This is a genomic window from Kitasatospora sp. CM 4170, assembly GCF_032110285.1.
GTDB lineage: Bacteria > Actinomycetota > Actinomycetes > Streptomycetales > Streptomycetaceae > Kitasatospora > Kitasatospora aburaviensis.
In genome coordinates this window covers 8,388,302-8,406,419 of sequence record NZ_CP134877.1, presented here as the reverse complement: position 1 = coordinate 8,406,419, position 18,118 = coordinate 8,388,302, and the positions used below count along the sequence as shown (strand labels likewise).

Here is an 18,118-nt window from a genome sequence, read left to right as displayed (position 1 = left end):
CAGCCTCGTCATCGGGCTAGGTGTTCTGCCTCGGGAGGTTGTGGACGGCTGGGCAGTTGAGTGCTACGGGTCGGTACAGTCGCGTGCATGCTAAAGCCAGTGCTGCATGTAGTTGAAGCGGGCGGTCGTACCGTGGACGATCCGACCGAGGAGGTTCTGCACGACCTGCTGTCTGAGATGAACCTGTCGCACCGGTTTGTGATCCTGGAAAGACTCGATCTGGAGCCTGTGGATCAGCATTGCATTCAGGTGTACCTGAACGACGACCTCAGCTACCAGGTCGAGTACCGCGAAGGCAGTGCAGACAAGCACTACCAGGCCCACGTTCCAAGGCTCCATGAAGTGTTCGGCCCAGAAGAGTCGACCGCCAAGGTGATGATGGACTGGGCTCACGATCGACAGGGCTGGCGGGAGGCGTTGCCGTGGACCCCGATGCCTTTTCAGTGAAGGATTACAGCCACTCGTTGATCGCCGCGACCAGGACTGTCGCTTCGTAGCGGACAGCGAGCTTGTCGTACCGCGTGGCGACAGCGCGGTTCCTCTTGAGGCGGTTGATCCCACACTCGACCGCTTGGCGCTCGCGGTAGTCGGCCGGGTCGAAGCGCGGCGGCCGGCCGCCGCGGGAACCGAGCCTTCGGCGGTTGCGGGCCTGGTCGGCCTTGTCCGGGATGGTGCAGCGAATCCCGCGGCGGCGCAGGTAGCCGCGGTTCCTGCGGGAGGCGTACGCCTTGTCGGCCCGCACGCGGTTGGGGCGGACGCGTGGCCGTCCCGGACCGATGCGGGGCACGCGGACCTTGTCCAACACGGGTTCGAACTGCGGCGAGTCGCCGCGCTGCCCGGCCGTGATCACGATCGACATGGGTTTCTGACCCTGCTCGACGGCCAGGTGCAACTTGGTGGTGAACCCGCCGCGTGAGCGACCCAGTCCGTGATCCTCGGGTTCGGTGAACACACCGCCTGGCGGTTCCTTCTGCAGGTCACCCTGCCTGCGGGCCCCAGCCGCATGCTGATGAGCACGACAGACCGTGGAGTCGACGCGCAGGTCCCACGTGATCCTCCCCTTCGCGTCGGCCAAGGACTGCAGCCGGGTGAAGACCTGATGCCAGGTGCCGTTCCGCTGCCACCGGCGGAACAAGTCGTAGACCCGGCCCCACGGCCCGTACTCGACGGGCACGTCCCGCCACGGAACCGCTGTACGGACCCGAAACCTATGCCATCGATCAACCGCCGCCGAGGCCAGACAGGTGGCCGGCCCGCCTTCGTGCCCTTCGGCAACAACGGCTCCAGCACCGCCCACTGCTCGTCCGTGAGATCTCCCCGACCCATGAACCGTGATCATCCACAGCACCAGATCCACTTTCGACACACAGCCTAGGGTTCCTCGGAGCCGGCGCCGGCGCCGGCGGTCCTGCAGCGAGGGGGGAGCCCGGGTGCGCGGTCGTCAGTCCCGCACGGGTCCGATCGCGACTGCCCTGTGCACGTACTCGTCCGTGTCGAGCTGCGCGAGCATGAAGTCGGCGACGTCGGCGTAGGTGACCCTGGAGCGGAACGTGAGCCGGAGGTCGGTTCCCGTGCGGTAGCGCGCGGTGCGGGGCCCGTCGGTGAGGGCGGCCGGTCGGACGATGGTCCACTCGGTGTCGCCGCCCCGGATGAGCTCCTCCATCCGTTCCTTGTCGCGCATGATGGATCTGATGGCGATCCACACGGTGGTGGCGTAGACGCCGGGGCGGCGGCTGTCGGCCGTGCCGTAGTTGCTGAGGGCGACCAGGCGGCGCACCCCGTGGGCGGCCATCGCCGGCAGGACGGTGCGCATCGCGTCCGTGCAGACCGTGGTCCCCCAACGACGTTGGCCCAGTGCGCTGATGACGGCGTCCGCGCCGGCGACTGTCCTCGCCACGGCCTCCGCGCTACGGATGTCGCCCTCGATGACGTGCAGATGTTCACGGATGGGGAGCTTGGTGGCGTCCCGGGCGAGCACGGTGACCCGGTGCCCGTGCCCCAGGGCCCGATCGACCAGGTGGCGACCGGTATGACCGGTCCCTCCGAAGATGGCCAGATACACGATGCCGCCTCCGTCCGACGACGTACCGGCACGATTGCCCGGACACTCAAACCATCATGCACATCCTCGGATTCTTCAAGGTTTTGACGCTCCATATGGCGTTCGAGTGTGCACGCGATGCCCGACACGCCCGGTGAGCCGCTCAGCCACGCCATCGTCGAACAGATCCACGCACTCGCCGCGCAGACCAGCGCCGCCTTCGCCGACCTGCTGGCGGAACCGGACCTCACCGAGGCGCCCCCATCGGTCGCCGGGGTTCGGTAAACCAAACGACTGGGGCTGGTCAGGGGGCGGCCGGCGCGTCCGGGGGCGGGCCGGGGGTGGTGCCGGGGCGGCAGTCGCCGGGGGTGGGGGCGCTGAGGTGGAGGCGCTGTTCGGCCCGGTAGTGCAGCAGCAGGACGGAGCGGACCGGGCCGTCCAGCGCGGTGTAGGAGTGCGGCATCGCCGCGTCGAAGGCGATGTAGTCGCCGGGGCCGAGCTCCACCTCGCGCCCGTCCACCCGGACGCCGAGCCGGCCGGTCTGGACGACGGTGTGCTCGGTGCCGGTGTGGCCGAGCGATTCCTGGGTGCCGTCGACCCGCACCTGCTGGTCGTAGACCTCGAACACGGCGTCGCCGGACTCGATCCGGCGCAGCGGGCGCAGGTCGACGCCCTTGCCGCTGAGCACCTCGACGTCGGCCGCGCGGACCACCGTCACCTCGCGGGACGGCGGGCGGTCCACCAGGTCCGAGATGGGCACCTCCAGGACGCGCGCGAGGCTGAACACCGTCTCGATGGTGGGGTTGCCGGTGCCCTGCTCCAGTTGCGAGAGGGTGGCCTTGCCGATCTTCGATCGCCGGGACAGCTCGGAGAGCGACAGCCCCCGCTGGGTCCTGACCCGCTTCAGGTTGGCGGCCAGCATGTCCCGGACCGATCCCTCGGTGGCGCTCACGCTTCCTCTTTCCTCCAGATGCCGTTCGATATACCGTACAGGTCGTGCCGGTGGACCAGGCCATGATGCCGATCGTTCCCCCGACCGGGGTGGAGCGCGCGCCGTGCCCGACCGGACGCCGGCCGGCTGCCGTCGAGCGGCAGCCCGGACCCCCATTCGATTCAGGAGACGGCTGTGACCGAGCGGACACCCGACAACCAGGAGTTCGAGGCCCCCGTGAGCGAGCGCAAGAAGCGGAAGAACGGCCTGCTCCAGGGGGTGAGCGAGGAGCTCGCCGCGCACATGCGGCAGGGGTGGGGCGACACCGAGCTGCGCGGCCTGGAGCCGATCCCGCAGGCCACGCACACCGCCCGCCGCCGCGCCGTGCTCTCCGCCCGCTTCCCGGGTGAGCTGCTGGTGATCCCCTCCGGCAACCCGAAGGTCCGCTCCAACGACACGGACTACCCCTTCCGGCCGTCGTCCGACTACGTCTACCTGACGGGCGACCAGTCCGAGGACGCCGCCCTGGTGCTGGAGCCCCTGGCGGACGGCGGGCACCGGGCGGTCGCCTACCTGCTGCCCCGCTCCGACCGCGAGAACGGCGAGTTCTGGCTCGACCTGCACGGCGAGCTCTGGGACGGCCGGCGCCCCAGCCTCACCGAGAACGAGCGGCTGCTCGGTCTGCCCTGCCGTGACGTCCGCACGCTGCTGGAGCGGCTCGGCGACGCCACCGGCCCGGTCCGGCTGCTGCGCGGCTACGACACGGACGTCGAGGCCGCGCTGAGCGACGCGGTGAGCCTGCGCGAGGACGAGCAGTTCCGCGAGTTCCTCTCCGAGATGCGGCTGGTCAAGGACGAGTTCGAGATCGCCGACCTGCGCTTCGCGTGCGAGGCGACCGCCCGCGGTTTCGAGGACGTCGTGCGCGCCCTCGGTGCGGACACGCCGACCGCCGAGCGGGTCATCGAGGGCACCTTCTTCCTGCGCGCCCGGACCGAGGGCAACGACATCGGCTACAAGTCGGTCTGCGCCGCCGGCGAGCACGCCACCACCCTGCACTGGGTGCGCAACAACGGCCAGGCCCGCCCGGGTGAGCTGCTGCTGCTGGACGCCGGTGTGGAGACCGACAACCTCTACACCTCCGACGTCACCCGCACCGTGCCGGTCAACGGCCGGTTCAGCCCGATCCAGCGCAAGGTCTACGACGCGGTGTACGCCGCGCAGGAGGCCGGCATCGCCGCGGTCAAGCCGGGTGCCGGCTTCCGGGACTTCCACGTCGCCGCCCAGCGCGTGCTCGCCGAGCACCTGGTCGCCTGGGGCCTGCTGGGCGAGCGCTCGGTGGACGAGGTGTTCGAGCTGGGGCTGCACCGCCGCTGGACGCTGGCCGGCACCGGTCACATGATCGGCCTGGACGTCCACGACTGTGCGGTGGCCCGCCGCGAGGCGTACGTCGACGGCGCGCTGGAGCCCGGGATGGTGCTCACCGTCGAGCCGGGGATGTACTTCCAGGCCGACGACCTCTCCGTGCCCGAGGAGTACCGCGGCATCGGCGTCCGGATCGAGGACGACATCCTGGTCACCGCCGACGGCAACGAGAACCTCTCGGCCGGCCTGCCGCGGCAGGCCGACGAGGTGGAGGCCTGGATGGCCCGCGTCCGCGGCTGACCCGCCGGCAGGTCCGCAGCGACGCGAACGGCCGGCCCGCACCACCCGGTGCGGGCCGGCCGTGCTCGCGTGCCCGCGCTACAGCAGGCCGTGCAGCCGCAGGTCGGCGACGCACTTGCCGATGAACTCCGGAGTGAGCGAGGGCACTTCACCCCCGCCGACGCCGAGCTCGCGGACCGCCGCGGTGAACCGCTCGGCCGGGGTCGCGGAGCCCGGCCGCGGCTCGCCGGGGCGGGCGTAGGCCGGCAGCAGAGGCAGCAGGGAGAGCCGGCGCTGGTGGTCGGGCAGACCGCGCAGCGCCGCCTCGAAACGCATGTGCCACTCCCGGTGGTCGTCGAAGCGGGCGATCGGGTGGCCCGCCTCGACCAGCCAGTCCACGATCCCGTCCAGCGAGATGCCGTCGTCGTTCGCGTTGACGGTGTGGAAGGTGGTGTAGCCCTCCGCGCCGTCGGCGGCGAGGGCGGCGATCGCCTCGGCGGTGAAGTCGACCGGCAGGCCGCTGTAGTGGGCCCGCTCGCTGCGCCCGCCGTCGCGGTCGAGCCGGTAGAAGGAGCGGGGTGCCATGCCGGCGGCGAGGACGCTGAGGACGACGCGGGTGAACCGGTCCGGCAGGTTCAGCCGGCCGGGGAGGCTGCGGTGGGCCAGGATCATGTCCGGTCGGAAGACGGTGACCGGCAGCCCCGTGCGTTCGTGCGCCTCCCGCAGCAGCACCTCGCCGGCCCACTTGCTGGTGGCGTAGCCGTTCGCGTCGGAGTCGTCGAGCGGACGGGCGGGGGCCGCGGCGCGGATGTCGGCCGCCTCGTCGAGCAGCGTCGCGTTGGGGCGCACCGCGGCGGCGATGGTGGAGACGTAGGCGAAGCGCTTCGGGCGGCCGGTGAGCGCCAGGGCGATCAGCTCCGCCGTCGCGGCGACGTTCGGGGTGAACAGCCGCCGGTACGGGAGCACGTGGTTGACCAGGGCGGCGGCGTGCACGATCTGGTCGGTCCGGTCGGCGAGCCGGGCCCAGGTGGCGTCGTCCAGGCCCAGTTTCGGCTCGGCGAGGTCCGCGGCCAGGACGTCGAGGCGGTCCCCCGCGGCCTCGACGAGCCGGTCGGCCCGCTCCTCCCCCGCCGCGGCGCGCAGGCAGTCGAGGACGCGCCGGCGGGCGGCCCCGTCGTCCTCGGCGCGGGCCAGGCAGGTCAGCCGCCCGCCGGTCCGGGCGAGGCGTTCGAGCCATTCGACGGCGAGGAAGCGGCCGAGGTAGCCGGTCGGGCCGGTGAGCAGGACCTCGCGGACCGGGGCCGGGCCGTCCGCCGCCCCGGCCGGGGCCCCGGCCACGGTCCCGGGCGCGGGGGTGAGCAGGCGGGCGTCGAGGAACCTGTCGAGGGTGAGGTCGGCGGCCCGGGCCTCGACCGCGTCGGCGCCGTGCACGGAGGCGAAGGTGGCCCGCGGCGCCGGAGCACCGGGCGCGGGAACACCGGACGCGGGACCACCGGACGCTCCCTGGCCGCCCGGCGCCGCCCCGGTGCCCCGGCCGAGGCGGTCGGCGATGCGGGCCAGCGTCGCGGTCGGCCCGAGGACCGCCTGGACCGGCACCTCGGTGTCGAAGACCCGTTCCAGCACGGTCGAGAAGGTGTGGGCGGAGAGCGAGTCACCGCCCAGCTCCGCGAAGGTGGCCTCCGGCCGCACCAGCGCCGCGGGGTGGCCGAGGGTGATCTGGACCGCGGTGCGGACCGCCTCCAGCGGCTCCACCTCCCCGTCGCGGGCGCGCAGCGCGGCGAACTGGCCGGCCCGGCCGGCCGCGATGTCCGCGTACAACTGCTCCAGCCGGGCGCCGTAGTGCTCCTTGAGGGCGGGGCGCAGCAGCTTGCCGACCCCCGAGAGCAGTCCGTTGGCGAGGCCGAACGGCTGCCGTTCGATCAGGACGTCCTGTGGGATCTCGTAGGCGTACAGGCCGGCGCCGTGGGCGAGTTCGCGCATCGAGTCGAGGACGGCCGCGCGGGCGGCGGCGTCGTCGGCCTGCCCCAGCCGGTCCCGGTCGGGGACGACGACCGCCAGCAGGAACGCCTGCTCGCTGCTGCCGTAGACGTAGACCTGGGCGACGGCCGGGCTGGTGGAGTAGAGCGCCTCCAGTTTGGAGACCGCGACGAACTCGCCCTGGGAGAGCTTGACGACGTTGTTGATCCGGTCGACGTAGACCAGGCGGTCGGGCTCGATCTCGGCGAAGACGTCGCCGGTGCGGTAGTAGCCGTCCTCGTCGAAGGTGCGGGCGGTGACCTCGGGCTGCCGGTAGTAGCCGGGCACCAGGTCGGTCGACCTGAGCCGCAACTCGCCCCGGGGGTGGGGCTTGTCGGTCGCGAAGTAGCCGAGCTCGGGGACGTCGACCAGGCGGTAGTCGAGGATCGGGGGGCGGCGGACCTGCTGGTCGACGATGACGGCGCGGGTGGTCTCGGTGGAGCCGTAGCAGTCGACGATCTTCGTGCCGAGGACGTCGCCCATGAAGGTGTGCATGGCGGCCGAGAGCGGCGCGCTGCCGCACAGGGCGCTCATGATCCGGCCGCCGAGCATGCCGTCGCGGACGTGGTCGCGCGCGGCCGCCTCGGCCTCGGGGCGGGCGGTGCCGCCGCGGGTGCGGCGCTCGGACTCCAGCAGGTGGCGCTGGTGGACCATGTCGCAGATCCGCGGGACGAGGCTGAGCACGGTGGGGCGGGAGAGTCGGATGTCGTCGAAGAGGGTGGACAGGTCGCCGCGGGCGGCGAAGTGGCCGATGCCGCCGCTGGCGAGCGCGGAGACCAGCCAGGAGCGGCCGTTGACGTGGCTCATCGGCATGTAGTGCAGGACGATGGTCGGCACGGGTATGCCGTCCACCGCGGCCATGCCTCCGCAGGCCTTCTGCCACATCCGGGTGATCATGGCGGCGGTGTAGATCGCGCCCTTGGGGGTGCCGGTGCTGCCGGAGGTGTAGATCAGGCCGGCCAGCCGTTCCGGATCGCCCTCGTGGGGTGCGGCGCACGGGAGTTCGGCGCCGCGCCGCAGCTCGTCCGCCAGCGGCGCCACCGCGGCCCGGCCGTCCAGCTTGTCGGCGGCGGCGCGCAGGGCCTCCCGGTGGTCGTCGACGCGCGGGTCGCAGTCGAAGACGACCAGGCGCTCGACGGTGTCGGAGGCCAGGACGGTGTCGACGGCGGCGTCGAGCGAGCCGATGTCGGCGGCGAGCAGGCGCGGCCCGGTCTCGGCGACCACCGGGGCCAGCCGGGTCGCGGGCGCGCCGGTGGCCAGCGGGACGGAGACGGTGCCCAGGTACATGCAGGCCAGGTCGATGACGGCGTAGTCGACGCCGGTGAAGCCGAGGGTGGCGACGAAGTCGCCGGGGCGCAGCCCGGCGCCGGCCGGGTCGGCCCAGGCGGTGGCGAGCCGGCCGACCCGCCGCCAGAGTTCGGCATAGCTCACCGTCTCGAAGGCGGGCAGGAGTTCGCGGATGCTCCGGCCGGTGGCGGCGTCCCGGACGACGCGTTCGGCGCGGCGGGCGAGGGCCGGCCGGTCGGCGTAGCCGCGCATGGCGGCCTCGATGGTGGCGACGAGGCCGCCGTCGCACGCCCGGATCGCGTCCGCGACCTCGGGGGACGGGACGGAGGCGGTGAAGTCGGGGTCGTGCGCGCGCAGCGCCGCGGCCCGGGCCGCGAGGTCACGGCCCGGCTGGTGTTCGGACATGGGTGCTCCGTGTGTGAGGGGTCGTTGGGCCGGTGCCCGGGAGGCCCCGCCGCGCCGGACCTCAGGGTGCGTCGGCGGGCAGTCGGCGGGCCCCGAGGCCGACGGCGAGCGCCAGCAGCAGGTAGATCAGGACGGCTGCCAGTGCCGGGGCGGCGATGCCGTTCCCGGACTGCAGGCCGCCGAGGAGGGCGACGCCGATCGTGGTGCCGGACGAGCGGCCCGCGGACATCAGCCCGCTGGCGATCGCGGAGCGGTGCTCCGGGGCCGTCGCCATGACCAGGGTGATCTGGGGAACCGTCGCCAGGCCGAAGCCGAGGCCGATGAAGGCGAGCCCGGCGCCGGTGCCGATCGGGGCGTCGCTGCCGACGAGGACCAGCAGGACGCCGCCGACCAGGGTCAGCAGGACGGCGATGCTGAGCACCCGCGGGGCGCCGAGGCGGGTGTGGATCCGCCCGGCGACCAGGGGCATCAGGGTGATCGGCAGGGCAGAGGGCAGGAAGCACAGCCCGGTGGTGACCGGGTCGTACCCGCGCACCTGCTGGAGAAACATGCTGATCGAGAAGACCAACCCGTAGTACCCGGCGAAGAGCAGCAGGCCGGCCGCGACGAAGTTGCGGAAGCCGGGCGCCCGGAACAGGTCGCCCGGGATCATCGGGTGGGCGCAGCTGCGCTGGCGGACCACGAAGGCGGCGAGCGCGAGGGCCGCGGCCGCCGCCGCCGCGACGGGCAGCGGCCTGCTCCAGCCGAGCTCCCGGCCCTCGGTGAGCGCCACCGCGATGCCGCCGAGGACGACGGTGGCCAGCAGCTGACCGGGCACGTCCCGGGGCTCCTTGCGCACGCTCGGGCCGCCCCCGGGCATGTGACGGGCCGACAGCCAGAGGACCGCCAGCACGACCGGCACGTTGACCAGGAAGATGCTGCGCCACCCCACCGCCGCGACCAGGGCGCCCCCGAGGACGGGGCCGAAGGCGACCGGGCTGCCGCCGACCATCGCCCAGACCGAGACGGCCTTGGCCCGGTCGTCCGGGTCCCGGTAGGTGTCGGTGAGCATCACCAGGGTGGCGGGCGTCAGCAGGACCCCGCCGAGGCCCTGCAGGGCCCGGGCGGTGACCAGGGCCGCGCCGCTGGGGGCGAGGCCGCAGAGCACGGACGTCACCCCGAAGACGGCGACGCCCACCCGGAAGACCGGCACCGCGCCGAACCGGCCGACCAGCGCGGCACCGGCCAGCACCAGGCTCGCCATGACCACCGCGTACGCGTCGACGACCAGCTGCATCGTCGACAGGCCCGCGCCGAGGCCGGCCCGGATCTCCGGGATGGCCACGTTCACGATGCTGATGTCGATGACGACCATGGCGGTCGCCAGGCTCGCCGCGGTGAGGACCCGGCGGGGTCTCGGGGGTGCATCGTCCAGGGCCGGCGCGTCGTTGTCGAGTCTGGTCGAGTTGGCCATGCGGCTGCCATTTCCGGTGAGGCGGTGAATTCCTGCCGAGCGGTGCCCGGAAATCCTAGCCGGGCCCAATGGGGCGTCAACCGGGTTGTCTGCCGGACTGGTCGGGATGCGCCGGATAGGTCCGATTCCAGGGTCCGGTCTAGAAGATCCTCGGCTTCCCCGCCACAGCTGACGCTCCGTAGTGTCGGACCGTCAAGAACAGCGAGAGGAGGCAGCATGGGGGCACCCCGAACGGATTCACCACTGCCTTTCCCGGAGCGGACCGCCGGAATTGTGCAACAGCCGTCGTCGATGCCGTTCCGACGCTATGCGCGGAGCGAACCGACACCCACCGCAGGCTGGTTGAGACGCTGGCCGGACCAGGAGTCGAAGCGCGCCCCGATCTGGGCGTCGGTCGACCTCCGGGACGGGAACCAGGCCCTGGCCGAGCCGATGGACCCCGGCCGGAAGCGGCGGATGTTCGATCTGCTGGTGGCGACCGGCTTCAAGGACATCGAAATCGGATATCCGGCGGCCAGTACCGACGACTTCGATTTCGTGCGGGAACTGGTGAGCAAGGACGGAATTCCGGACGACGTCACCGTCTCGGTATTCACGCCGGCCCGGCCGGAACTCATCGAACGGACCTTCGAGGCAATTCAGGGAGCCGACCGCGCGACGGTCCACCTGTGCCACGCGACGGCCTGCCTCTGGCGCGAGGTGGTGTTCGGCATGTCGCGGGACGAGGTCCGGCGGATGGCCCTCGAAGGGGCGCAGCAGCTGGTGCGGCTGGCCGAGCGGGCCGGCGGGACGGACGTCCGGTTCGAGTACTCGCCGGAGACCTTCAACCTGACCGAGCCGGAGTTCGCGCTGGAGATCGCGAACCTGGTCACCGCGACCGTCGGGGCCACCCCCGACCGGCCGCTGGTGCTGAACCTGCCCACCACCGTGGAGACCCACTCCCCCAACGTCTTCGCCGACCAGGTGGAGTGGATGCACCGCAACCTGGACCGGCGCGACGCGATCGTCCTGTCGGTGCACCCGCACAACGACCGCGGCACCGCCGTCGCCTCGGCCGAGCTGGCGGTGCTGGCCGGCGCCGACCGGGTCGAGGGCACGCTCTTCGGCAACGGCGAACGCACCGGCAACGTCTGCCTGGTGACGCTGGCGCTGAACCTGTTCAGCCAGGGCGTCGACCCGCAGCTGGAACTCTCCGACATCGACGCCGTCCGCGAGGTCGTCGAGGACTGCAACCGCCTGCCGGTGCACCCCCGGCACCCCTACGCCGGCGACCTGGTGTACACCGCCTTCTCCGGCACCCACCAGGACGCCATCGCCAAGGGCCTGGCCGCGCTCGCGGACCGGGCCGACCGCGAGGGCCGCGACGTCGCCGAGACGCCGTGGCAGGTGCCGTACCTGCCGATCGACCCGAAGGACGTCGGCCGCGACTACCGGGCGATCATCCGGGTGAACAGCCAGTCCGGCAAGGGCGGCATCGCCTACGTGCTGAAGGCCGGCTGGGGCGTCGACCTGCCGGCGGAGCTGCGCCGGGACTTCGCCTCCGTGGTCCAGGGCGCCGCCGACACCCTGGGGCGGGAGCTGGAACCGGCCGAGATCTGGCAGCTGCTCCGGGAGACCTACTGCCTGGACGACTCGCCCGCCCCGGCGGACGCCGCCGACGAGCACGAGGCGGTCGCCCGGCAGGCCGCGGCGCACGGGGTCGTCTTCACCCGGGTCGTGGCCGGCGGCACGGCGGCCGCGGCCGGCGAGCCGGCGGCCTGCTTCACCGCGCTGGAGACGGGCGGGCGGACGGTCTGGGGAATCGGCCTGGCCGCCACCGCCGCCGGCGCGGCGCACCGCTCGGCCCGCTCGGCCCTGCGCCGGGCCGGCCTCGACGAGGGAGCACGGGAAGCACAGTGAAGCGCAACTCCTACCTCTCCGTCGCCCCCGGGGTGTACCGGGAGGACGACGGCATGGTCTACGAGGACTTCGTCCCCGGCGAGGTCGTCGAGCACCGGCCCGGCCGGACCATCACCATGAGCGACAACACGTGGAGCTCGCTGCTCTGCCTCAACCAGCACCCGCTGCACATCGACGCCGTCTACGCGGAGCAGACCGCGTTCAAGAGGATCCTGGTGTCCAGCCTGGTCACCTTCGGGATCGTCAACGGGATGACGGTGTCGAGCATCAGCGCCAAGTGCATCGCCAATCTCGGCTGGGACAAGGTGCGGATGACCGCGCCGGTCTTCGTCGGCGACACCCTCTACGCGACGACCCGGATCCTCACCAAGCGCGAGTCGGCCAAGCGGCCCGGCGAGGGGATCGTGACCGTCCACACCACCGGCCTCAACCAGGACGGTGTGTCAGTGATCGAATTCGAGCGGACGATTCTCGTCCCCCGGCAGGAGGCGGACCGATGATCCCGATCATCACCCTGGAACCCGGACCGGCCGAGGCGGACCACGCCGGCGCCGAACGCCGGATCGCCGACGAGATCTCCGACGCGTGCCGCAACACCGGCTTCTTCGTCGTCCGCGGCCACGGCATCGCCCGCGAGGTCTTCGACGACGCCTACCGCACGTCGCTGGACTTCTTCGGGCGCCCGCTGGACACCAAGCGCGCGCTGGCGATGCGCACCAGCACCGCACGCGGCGACAACGACTACAGCCCGTACGGCTACAGCGCGCTGCTCTCCGAGAACGCGTACGCCTACACCGGCCGGCCGGGCATGCCCTCGGACTACGTCGAGAAGTTCAGCGCCGGGCGGCTGATCCTCGACGACGCCGAGGACCTGCCGTTCCCCGCCGACGCGCAGGGCGCGCAGCTGCGCACGGCGCTGAAGCGGTACTTCGCGGCCTGCGAGACCGTCGCCGGCCGGATCGCCGAGCTGCTGGCCCTCGCCCTGGACCTGCCGCGCGACTTCTTCGCCACCCGCACCGACACCTCCAACGACTCGCTGCGCTCGCACCTCTACCCCGGCGTCGCCCCGGAGTTCCTCAACGACCAGGGCATGGGGCAGCACACCGACGGCACGCTGATCACGCTGCTCACCCAGGACGGCCCGGGGCTGCAGCTCCGGGACCGCGCCGGCCACTGGCTGGACGTGCAGGTGCCGGACCGGGAGAGCTTCATCGTCAACATCGGCGACCTGATGGCCCGTTGGTCGAACGACGAGTACGTCTCCACCCCGCACCGGGTCCGGCTGGCCGACCGGCGGCGGCAGTCCATCGTGTTCTTCAAGCTGGCCAACGACGACACGGTCATCGAGTGCTTCCCGAAGTTCACCGCGGACCGCCCGGCCAAGTACGAGCCGATCCGCTACGAGGACTTCTCGCTGGAGAAGATGAACCTGCTGTTCGGACGGGAGGGCGCGCGGTGAAGTCGTACGCGAGCCTGCTCTACACGCCGGCACTGCGCCTGGCGTCGGTGGCCGAGCCCGGCCGGATGCACGCGGACATGCTGGTCCTGGACCTGGAGGACTCCACCCACCCGGCCCGCAAGGCCGAGGCCCGCGCGCTGCTGGCCGACGCGGACCTGACCCGGGCCGGGCTGCCGGCGCTGGGCCTGCGGGTCAACAGCATCGCGACCCCGGACGGCCTGGAGGACATGCGGACGCTGCTCGAACTGGACGCCGTGATCGGCGGCGTCCCGATCGACGTCGTCTTCATCCCCAAGATCGCCGGCCCCGGCGACGTGGCCATCTACCGGTCCCTGCTCGGGCTGACCTCGAACGCGCCGCAGATCTGCAGCTTCATCGAGACCGTGGACTCCGTCGAGAACGCCTTCGCCATCGCCGAGGTGAGCGACGGCCTCTGCTTCGGTCAGGCGGACCTGACGGCGGAGATGTACGCCGAGAACGCGACCTACCTCGACTACGCCCGGGCCCGGCTCTGCGTCGCGGCGGCCCGCCACCGGGTGCCCGCCATCGACACCAACTCCTTCGAGCTGCACGACCTCGACGTGGTCGCGGCGTCCTGCCGGGCGGCCCGGGAGGCCGGGTTCACCGGGAAGGCGGCCATCCACCCCCGACAGGTCCCCGTGATCGCCGAGGCCTTCACGGTCGGCCCGGACGAACTCGCCGAGTACCGGCGGGTGGTCGCGGACTACGACGCCACGCCGTCCGGCTTCGCGGTGGAGAAGGACCGCGTGCTGGCCCCGCCGTTCGTCCTGCGGGCCCGGCGCATGCTCGCGCTCCACGCGGCCGCCGAGGCCTGAGCGCCGGCGGGGCCCGGGCACCGCCCGGCCCCGGGCGCGCTCCGCAGCACCCACAGCACCGCCAGCACCGCCAGCACCGCCAGCACCGCCACCGCACCACCCCAGCACCCGTACCCTCACCACGAACCGGGGAGCCCCCTGTGAAGACCCTGCCCCAGCACGCCCTCATCGACGTCTCCGCCCACCCGACCGAGCTGGTCGACGGCCGCCTGCAGGCCGTCGGCGAGGAGCTGGTCTCCGAACTGGTCCGCCTGGTCACCCAGGGCCAGGGCGTCGCCGTCTGCCACGGCGTCGCCAGGACGCTGGAGCACCACGGCCTGGACGTCCACGACGAGCAGGACGCCGCCGTGGGCCGCGACTACCTGGAGTCCCTGTTCCGCGCGTTCGGCGAGCGGATCGACGTCGCGCCGTTCAGCCCCGTCGTCATGGACTACGACCGCATCGCCGGCATGGACGTCGACGGCTACAACAAGAACACCTCCTTCACCCCGAACGGCGACCACACCGCCGAGCGCGAGTTCCTCACCACCAAGTGCGTGCACTTCGACTCCGCCACGCCGTTCGTCGGGAACATCTACGGCCCCAACACCAACATCCGGGGCGGCGTCCCGGTGATCTGCGACACCCGCGCCTACTGCCAGGACGCGGGCGTGGCCCCGGGCGACCTGGTCGAGCTGATGCCGCACAGCTACAACGTCGCGGTCCGCGAGGAGCACGCCGAGCCGATCCTGGCCGGCTACGCCAGCGCGCTGGACGTCGACCTCTCCGCCGACCTGGCGATGGTCGTCCTGCTCAACGAGGTGGACGGCGGCCTCGCGCACGCCGGCTCCGAGCCCCGCCCGATCGACCCGGCCCAGCCCTCCCGCCGCCCGATCCGGCACCTGGAGTACCAGTTCGCCGAGGGCGTCGAGCTGGCCAAGTGGTTCACCCACTACGGCCTGGACGTCCCCGCCCCCATCATGGAGGCCCCGGACGACGCCTCGCGCGAGCGCTACCACCGCGGCATCGCCCCGGTCGGCGCCCAGGACGGGGCCGCCGGGTGATGAGCACCACCGACACCGGCGTGCCGGCCATGTCCGCCCGCGACACCGCCGAGCTCGACGAGCTCCTGGCGCGGCTCGCCGCGGACGACTGGCCCGACGACATCGCCGAGGCCCGGCTGTTCTACGACGCGTGGGGCACGCCGATCGCCGACGACGTCACCGTCGAACCGCGCGACGGCGGCTACCTGCTGACCCCGCCGAACGCGGAGGGCGCCCGCACCGGGCTCTACTTCCACGGCGGCGGCTACGTCTACGGCTCGCTGCGCAGCCACGGCGCCATGGTGGCCGAGATCGCCCGGGCGGCCCGCTGCCGGATGTTCTTCGTGGACTACCGGCGGGCCCCCGAGCACCCCTTCCCCGCCGCGCTCGACGACGCGGTGGCCGCCTACCGGAGCCTGCTGGCCGGCGGGACCGCCCCCGAGGACGTCGTCCTCACCGGGGACTCGGCGGGCGGCGGCCTGGTGCTCACCACGCTGCTGCGGCTCCGGGACGAGGGCGTGCCGCTGCCGGCCGCCGCGGCCTGCATCTCGCCGTGGACCGACCTGACCGGCAGCGGGGAGACCCACCGCACCCTGGCGGACCAGGATCCGATGATCAGCCAGCACGTGGTGGCCCTGGTCACCGCGTCCTACCTGGCCGGCACCGCGCCGACCACCCCCTACGTGTCCCCGCTGTTCGGGGAGCTCGCGGGCCTGCCGCCGGTGCTCGTCCAGGTGGGCAGCCGCGAGGTGATGCTCAGCGACGCCGAGCGGTTCGTCGGCGCGCTGCGGGAGGCCGGCTGCACCGGCGAACTGGAGGTCTGGCCCGGCATGGTCCACGTCTGGCACCTGCACCACGCCCGGCTGGACAAGGCCCGCCAGGCCGTGGCCCGGCTCGGCGACTGGCTGCGCGCCCGGAGCGGGGGTGCGCGATGACCGAGCCCGTCACGCCTGTCACGCCCGTCGAGTCCGTCGTCGGGCCGCACCGGTACCGGAACAACCAGAAGATGGTGCCGGCCAGCGAGGCCGCCTGGGGCCTGGCGCAGAAGCACGGCATGCTCGGCCTGGTGGTCGAGGCCGTCGAGGGCCAGAACCGGCTGCGGGAGGTGCACAGCGGCCACGAGTTCGCCAACCTGTCGTCCTGCTCCTACCTGGGCCTCAACAGCCACCCGACGGTGGTCGAGGCGGGGCGCGCCGCGCTCGCGGAGGAGCGGATCACCGGCCTGTCCATGGGCGAGTTCCGGATCCGGCTGGGGATCATGGAGCGGCTGGAGGAGGAGCTCTCCGAGCACTTCGGCGCACACGTGCTGCCGTCGGTGTCCTGCGGGGTGCTGAGCGCGGCGATCCTGCCGCTGCTGGCCTCGGGGCACCTGACCGACGGCGAGCCATTGGTCGTGGTCTTCGACCGGTTCGCGCACTTCTCGATGAACTTCCTCAAGCCGGTCCTCGCCGACGAGACGCTGGTGCTCACCTGCCCGCACAACGACCTGGCGTACCTGGAGGAGGTCTGCCGGAAGTACCCGCGGGTGGCGTACGTCTGCGAGGGCGTCTACTCGGTCGGCGGGCAGGCGGACCTGGCCGGCATCAAGGCCCTCCAGGAGCGCTACGGCATGTTCGTCTACCTCGACGACTCGCACGCGATGTCCGCGGTCGGCGAGCGGGGCGTCGGCTTCGCCCGGACGGTCTTCGACGAGCTCGACTCCCGGACCATCGTGGTCGCCTCGATCGCCAAGGCCTTCGGCAGCACCGGCGGGATCGCCATGACCGGGGACCGGGGGGTGTTCGACTTCCTCTACCGGTCGGGTCCGCTGGCCTGGTCGCAGGGGCTGCGCACGGCGGCCATCGGCACCACCCTGGGCGCCCTGGAGGTCCACCGCAGCCCCGAGCTCGGCGCACGCCAGCGGCAACTGGCCCGGAACATCGAGCTGTTCGACGAGCGGCTGCGCGGGCACGACCTGCGCGGCACCGGGTCGCACATCAAGTTCGTGGTCACCGGTGACAACGACCGGGCGGTGCGGCTGTCGAACGAGCTCTACGAGCGCGGCTACTACTGCTCGGCCATGTTCTTCCCGATCGTGGCCCGGGGCCAGGCCGGCGTGAGGATGATGCTGCGCGGCGACATGCCGACGGAGCTCACCGAGCGGTTCGCCGCCGACCTGGTGGACGTGCTGGCGGGGCTCGGGTGACCCTCCCCCGCCCGGGGCGGCCGGAGCACTCGGCCGACGACGTCAGGGCCGTCGCCGCCCTGATGCGGACCGGTCTGCGCAGCGGCGCGGTACGGCGGATGACCGTGCCGCTGCGCCTGACCGTCGAGGACGGGCGGGGCGCCAGGTTCCTGGCGATGCCCGCCGTCTCGGCCGACTTCGGGCTCTACGTCTCGAAGACCGCGACCATCACCGACGGGCCCGGGCCGACCGTCACCGCGGTGGTCCCGGTCTTCTCCACCACCGGGGAGCTGCTGGCGGTGCTGGACGGCGCGGCCGTCACCGACCTCAAGTGCGCCGCCGTCACGGCCCTGGTCACCGACCGCTGTGCGGCGCCGGGCAGTTCCGAGCTCGGGATCGTCGGGTCCGGGGTGCAGGCCTGGCAGCAGTACCTCGGCGTCTCGGCGGTGCGGGAGATCACCCGCGTCCGGGTCCATTCCCGCACCGCCGCCGGGGCCGAGGCGCTGTGCGCCCGGATCAACGCCCTCGGCCGGGCCCGGGCGGTGCCCTGCTCCTCCGCCGAGGAGGCCACCGCCGGCGCGGACGTCGTCTCCACGGCGACGACGTCGGTGCTCCCGCTGCCGATCGCCACCGACCTGCCGGAGCACGTGCACATCAACTGCATGGGGGCGCACACCACGGAGTCCCGCGAGGTGTCGCACGCCCTGCTGGCCGCCGTCACGGTCGTGGTGGAGGACATCGGGATCGCCGTCGCCGAGGCCGGCGCGATCCACCGCACGGCACTCGACCTGGAGGCGCTGGAGAGCGGCGGGCACACCGGGCTCGACGCCCGGCCGACCGTCTTCAGCTCCACCGGCCACGCCTCGCTGGACCTCATCACCTGCGCCCACCTGGTCGGGCGCACGCACCGCTGAATGCCGGTACGTCCGGACATCCGGACATCCGACTGCCCGACCGCCTGAAC

Annotated in this window: 16 protein-coding genes; 11 read left to right on the top strand and 5 right to left on the bottom strand. The window is 72.6% G+C overall.

The window, feature by feature from the left end; all coding sequences use genetic code 11:
* The first annotated feature begins 87 nt into the window (after positions 1-87).
* Positions 88-447, top strand: a complete 360-nt coding sequence (locus tag RMN57_RS35060) for a hypothetical protein (protein WP_313767331.1) — start codon at positions 88-90, stop codon at positions 445-447.
* Positions 448-451: 4 nt separating this feature from the next.
* Here RMN57_RS35060 and RMN57_RS35055 read toward each other — a convergent pair.
* Both RMN57_RS35055 and RMN57_RS35050 read right to left on the bottom strand, forming a co-directional pair.
* A protein-coding gene (locus RMN57_RS35055; RefSeq protein ID WP_313767330.1) for an IS5 family transposase occupies positions 452-1,326 on the bottom strand; the annotation gives its coding sequence in 2 pieces (ribosomal slippage) (positions 452-1,209 and positions 1,209-1,326; 876 coding nt in all).
* Positions 1,327-1,441: 115 nt separating this feature from the next.
* Positions 1,442-2,062, bottom strand: coding sequence for an SDR family oxidoreductase (locus RMN57_RS35050; protein WP_313767329.1), 621 nt, complete (start codon positions 2,060-2,062; stop codon positions 1,442-1,444).
* 117 nt (positions 2,063-2,179) lie between these two features.
* Here RMN57_RS35050 and RMN57_RS35045 point away from each other — a divergent pair, with 117 nt between their 5' ends.
* The gene (locus RMN57_RS35045; RefSeq protein ID WP_313767328.1) at positions 2,180-2,326 is read left to right on the top strand and encodes a hypothetical protein; all 147 of its coding nucleotides are present in this window, start codon (positions 2,180-2,182) and stop codon (positions 2,324-2,326) included.
* 19 nt (positions 2,327-2,345) lie between these two features.
* Here RMN57_RS35045 and RMN57_RS35040 read toward each other — a convergent pair whose 3' ends face one another.
* Positions 2,346-2,993 (bottom strand): XRE family transcriptional regulator, encoded by a 648-nt coding sequence (locus RMN57_RS35040; protein ID WP_313767327.1) that lies wholly within the window; start codon positions 2,991-2,993, stop codon positions 2,346-2,348.
* 174 nt (positions 2,994-3,167) lie between these two features.
* Between RMN57_RS35040 and RMN57_RS35035 the strand changes: the two genes are divergently transcribed.
* Positions 3,168-4,634 carry an aminopeptidase P family protein gene (locus tag RMN57_RS35035; RefSeq protein ID WP_313767326.1) on the top strand — a complete coding sequence of 489 codons (1,467 nt, stop codon included), beginning with the start codon at positions 3,168-3,170 and terminating at the stop codon, positions 4,632-4,634.
* Between the two features lie 78 nt (positions 4,635-4,712).
* Here RMN57_RS35035 and car read toward each other — a convergent pair whose 3' ends face one another.
* Together car and RMN57_RS35025 are read right to left on the bottom strand one after the other, a co-directional pair.
* Positions 4,713-8,321, bottom strand: a complete 3,609-nt coding sequence (gene car, locus RMN57_RS35030) for a carboxylic acid reductase (protein WP_313767325.1) — start codon at positions 8,319-8,321, stop codon at positions 4,713-4,715.
* A 61-nt stretch (positions 8,322-8,382) separates the two neighbouring features.
* Entirely contained in the window at positions 8,383-9,774 is a 1,392-nt protein-coding gene (locus RMN57_RS35025; RefSeq protein ID WP_313767324.1) for an MFS transporter, read from the bottom strand.
* Positions 9,775-9,990: 216 nt separating this feature from the next.
* Between RMN57_RS35025 and RMN57_RS35020 the strand changes: the two genes are divergently transcribed.
* The 8 genes from RMN57_RS35020 to RMN57_RS34985 all read left to right on the top strand — a co-directional run bounded on the left by RMN57_RS35020 (position 9,991) and on the right by RMN57_RS34985 (position 18,068).
* Positions 9,991-11,673, top strand: a complete 1,683-nt coding sequence (locus RMN57_RS35020) for a 2-isopropylmalate synthase (protein WP_380234534.1) — start codon at positions 9,991-9,993, stop codon at positions 11,671-11,673.
* 53 nt (positions 11,674-11,726) lie between these two features.
* Positions 11,727-12,173, top strand: coding sequence for a MaoC family dehydratase (locus RMN57_RS35015; RefSeq protein ID WP_313768066.1), 447 nt, complete (start codon positions 11,727-11,729; stop codon positions 12,171-12,173).
* Positions 12,170-13,132 carry a 2OG-Fe(II) oxygenase family protein gene (locus RMN57_RS35010; protein WP_313767322.1) on the top strand — a complete coding sequence of 321 codons (963 nt, stop codon included), beginning with the start codon at positions 12,170-12,172 and terminating at the stop codon, positions 13,130-13,132. The genes RMN57_RS35015 and RMN57_RS35010 overlap by 4 nt, the downstream gene beginning before the upstream one ends.
* The gene (locus tag RMN57_RS35005; protein WP_313767321.1) at positions 13,129-13,968 is read left to right on the top strand and encodes an aldolase/citrate lyase family protein; all 840 of its coding nucleotides are present in this window, start codon (positions 13,129-13,131) and stop codon (positions 13,966-13,968) included. Before RMN57_RS35010 ends, RMN57_RS35005 begins: the two co-directional genes overlap by 4 nt.
* Positions 13,969-14,108: 140 nt before the next feature.
* Positions 14,109-15,011 (top strand): hypothetical protein, encoded by a 903-nt coding sequence (locus RMN57_RS35000; protein WP_313767320.1) that lies wholly within the window; start codon positions 14,109-14,111, stop codon positions 15,009-15,011.
* Complete coding sequence (locus RMN57_RS34995; RefSeq protein WP_313767319.1) at positions 15,011-15,925, top strand: alpha/beta hydrolase; 915 nt, start codon at positions 15,011-15,013, stop codon at positions 15,923-15,925. The genes RMN57_RS35000 and RMN57_RS34995 overlap by 1 nt, the downstream gene beginning before the upstream one ends.
* Positions 15,922-17,175, top strand: coding sequence for an aminotransferase class I/II-fold pyridoxal phosphate-dependent enzyme (locus RMN57_RS34990; protein ID WP_313767318.1), 1,254 nt, complete (start codon positions 15,922-15,924; stop codon positions 17,173-17,175). The genes RMN57_RS34995 and RMN57_RS34990 overlap by 4 nt, the downstream gene beginning before the upstream one ends.
* Positions 17,172-18,068 (top strand): ornithine cyclodeaminase family protein, encoded by an 897-nt coding sequence (locus RMN57_RS34985; RefSeq protein WP_313767317.1) that lies wholly within the window; start codon positions 17,172-17,174, stop codon positions 18,066-18,068. The genes RMN57_RS34990 and RMN57_RS34985 overlap by 4 nt, the downstream gene beginning before the upstream one ends.
* Positions 18,069-18,118: the final 50 nt, after the last annotated feature.